This window comes from Phytoamicus setariae (assembly GCF_016722925.1).
GTDB classification, from domain to species: domain Bacteria; phylum Pseudomonadota; class Alphaproteobacteria; order Rhizobiales; family Rhizobiaceae; genus Rhizobium_E; species Rhizobium_E setariae.
In genome coordinates this window covers 1-3,114 of the sequence record NZ_JAEQNC010000032.1, presented here as the reverse complement: position 1 = coordinate 3,114, position 3,114 = coordinate 1, and the positions used below count along the sequence as shown (strand labels likewise).

The 3,114-nt window shown below is 61.9% G+C and carries 4 protein-coding genes; all 4 read left to right on the top strand.

Annotation, left to right across the window (positions count from 1 at the left end; translation table 11 throughout):
• Positions 1–644, top strand: a 644-nt coding sequence (locus tag JJB09_RS26435) for an ABC transporter permease (RefSeq protein ID WP_201664084.1), incomplete at its 5' end; no start/stop codon positions are given.
• Positions 644–1,345 (top strand): ABC transporter permease, encoded by a 702-nt coding sequence (locus tag JJB09_RS26430; RefSeq protein WP_201664083.1) that lies wholly within the window; start codon positions 644–646, stop codon positions 1,343–1,345. The genes JJB09_RS26435 and JJB09_RS26430, both read left to right, overlap by 1 nt.
• Positions 1,346–1,371: 26 nt before the next feature.
• On the top strand, positions 1,372–2,136 hold the full coding sequence (locus JJB09_RS26425) for an ABC transporter ATP-binding protein (protein WP_201664082.1): 765 nt from the start codon (positions 1,372–1,374) through the stop codon (positions 2,134–2,136).
• Positions 2,137–2,144: 8 nt separating this feature from the next.
• A partial coding sequence (locus tag JJB09_RS26420) for an amidohydrolase (protein ID WP_201664081.1) occupies positions 2,145–3,114 on the top strand: 970 nt, incomplete at its 3' end.

Sequence of the window (3,114 nt, the reverse complement as noted above, 5' to 3'; positions counted from 1 at the left end):
TGATGACCCTGCAGGTCTCGTTGGTTTCCTACGCCGTATCGGTGGTCTTCGGATTTCTCGGTGCTGCCGGCAAACTGTCGAACAACCGATATCTCCGTATCCTTGCGGATCTCTATACCACCGTCGTTCGCTCGCTCCCTGAACTGCTGGTCATCCTGCTGCTGTATTTCTCGGTCGCCAGCGGCGCTGAGCGGTTGCTCAAATACCTTGGGCTGGTCGGCGACCAGTTCCAGTTCAGCTCCTTCTGGGCAGCAATCGTCGCACTCGCCTTCGTCTCCGGCGCCTTCATGACCGAAGTGATCCGCTCCGCCTATCTGGCGGTTCCCAGCGGCCAGATCGAGGCCGCCATCTCCATCGGCATGCCCAGGCGCAAGATCCTGACCCGGGTCGTGCTGCCGCAGATGATGCGCCATGCGGTGCCTGGCATGGGCAATCTCTGGCTGTCGATCACCAAGGAAAGCGCCATCATCTCCGTGCTCGGTTCGTTCAGCGAACTTCTCTACACCGGCTACCGCGCCGCCGCCGGCACGAAACAATACATTTTCTTCTACGGCCTCACCGCCATGCTCTTCCTGCTTATCACGCTGGTCTCCGTCATCGTCATCAGCCGCATCGAAAAGCACCTGAACCGGGGGCATCGCTGATGGAAACGATCACCAACGTCCTCACCTTCCTTCCGTCGCTGATCAAGGCGACACCGCTGACGCTGCTTTTGACGGCGACCGCCGGCCTGTTCGGACTGGTCATCGGCACGTTGACCGCGCTGGCGCGCCTGTCGAAGAACCCTTTGCTGTCATGGCCGGCCTTCGTCTTCACCTTTGCCTTTCGCGGCACGCCGCTGCTGGTGCAGCTCTACCTGATCTATTACGGCCTCGGGCAGATCCTGCCGGGAACCTGGGTGCGCCACAGCGTGCTCTGGCCCTATCTGCGCGATGGCCTGTGGTATGCCATTGCCGCGCTTAGCCTCAACCAGGCCGCCTATAATGCCGAAGTAATCCGCGGGTCCATCCAGGCGATCCCGCGCGGCCAGATCGAAGCGGCGATGTCGATCGGCATGAGCAAATGGAAGATCCTGCGCCGCGTGACGCTGCCGCAGGCCTTCCGCCACTGCATGCCGGTTCTGACCAGCGACCTGATCATTCTACTGAAGACGACGTCGCTCGCCTCCACCATCACCATCCTCGAGGTCATGGGCACGGCGCGCATGCTGCAGCGCCAGTCGCTGCTGATCTTCGAACCGCTGATCGCCGCCGGCATCATCTACTTTGCCGTGGTCTTCATCCTGACCCGGATCATGAACACCGTCGAACGACGCATGACCAGCTATCGCGTCGTGCGGGCCTGACCCCGCCAGTACCGGAGAAAATTGAAATGGTCGACATGGCACTTTCGGTCAACAACATCCACAAGAGCTTCGGCGGCATCGAGGTGCTCAAGGGCATTTCCTTCGAAGCCCGCAAGGGCGACGTGATCTCGCTGATCGGCAGCAGCGGCTCGGGCAAGAGCACGTTGCTGCGCTGTATCAATTATCTGGAAACGCCCGATCAGGGCGAGATCTCGGTGGCCGGCGAAACCATCCGCACCAGGCCCGGTCGCGATGGAAAATCGCATGCGGCCGATCCGCGCCAGCTCGAGCATATCCGCACCCGGCTGGGCATGGTGTTCCAGAGCTTTAACCTGTGGACCCATCGCACGATCCTCGAAAACATCATCGAAGGGCCTGTTCATGTGCTGGGAATGGCGCGCGCCGAGGCGATCGCCGAGGCCGAAGTGCTGATGGAGAAGGTCGGCATCACCCCCAAGCGCGACCAGTATCCCGCCCAGCTTTCCGGCGGCCAGCAGCAGCGCGCGGCCATCGCCCGTGCGCTGGCGATGAAGCCCGAGGTGATGCTGTTTGACGAACCGACCTCGGCGCTCGATCCGGAACTGGTCAACGAGGTGCTGCAGGTCATCAAGAAGCTGGCCGAGGAAGGCCGGACGATGGTCATGGTCACCCACGAGATGGCGCTGGCGCGCGATATATCCAGCGAAGTCATCTTTCTCCACAAGGGGCTTGTCGAAGAGCGCGGCGCGCCCGAAACCGTCATGAAGAACCCGCAATCTCCGCGGCTCCGTCAATTTTTGCAAATGGTATGAGCACAATCATGAGCGACATCAATTTCAAGGACTTCCTGCCCGAACTCGTCGAGATCCGGCATCATCTGCACCAGATCCCGGAAATCGGTCTGTCCGAATTCAAGACCTCGGATTTCATCGCCGCACAGCTGGAGAAATGGGGTTTCGAAGTGACGCGCGGGCTGGCCAAGACCGGCATCGTCGCCACGCTGCGCGCCGGCAACAGCAATCGCGCCATCGGCTTCCGCGCCGATTTCGACGCCCTGCCGATGCAGGAGGAAACCGGGTTACCCCATGCCAGCCAGCATTCGGGCGTCATGCACGCCTGTGGTCATGACGGCCATACCAGCATGCTGCTCGGCGCGGCCTGGGCCTTGTCGCAGGACAAGAGTTTTTCCGGCACCGTCCACCTGATCTTCCAGCCGGCCGAAGAGAATTTCGGTGGCGGCAAGATGATGATCGACGACGGTCTGTTCGAGCGCTTCCCCTGCGAGCAGGTCTTTGCACTGCACAACTGGCCGGGCCTCGCTGCCGGCACGTTCGCGACCCGGCCCGGTCCGATTGCCGCTTCCATCGATGCGGTGACGCTGACCGTGCGCGGCAAGGGCGGCCATGGTGCCGAGCCGGAACGGACGGTCGATCCGGTCGTCGTCGGCTCCAGCATCGTCATGGCGCTGCAGACGCTGGTGTCGCGCAATGTCTCGCCGCACCAGTCTTCGGTCGTCACCGTCGGCGCATTCCAGGCCGGTTCGGCCTGCAACATCATTCCCGATACGGCAGTGCTCGAGATCTCCATGCGATCCATGACGCCGAAGGTGCGGGCGCAGTTGCGCGACACCGTCGAGCAGATCGCCACCTTCCAGGCCAAGAGCTATGGCGCCGAAGTGTCGTTCGACTGGCAGACCGGCTATCCCGCGACCATCAACGATGCCGCTGCGGTTGATGTCGCACGCGCGACGGTTTCTACGCATTTCGGCGAGGATCAGATGATCGAACTCG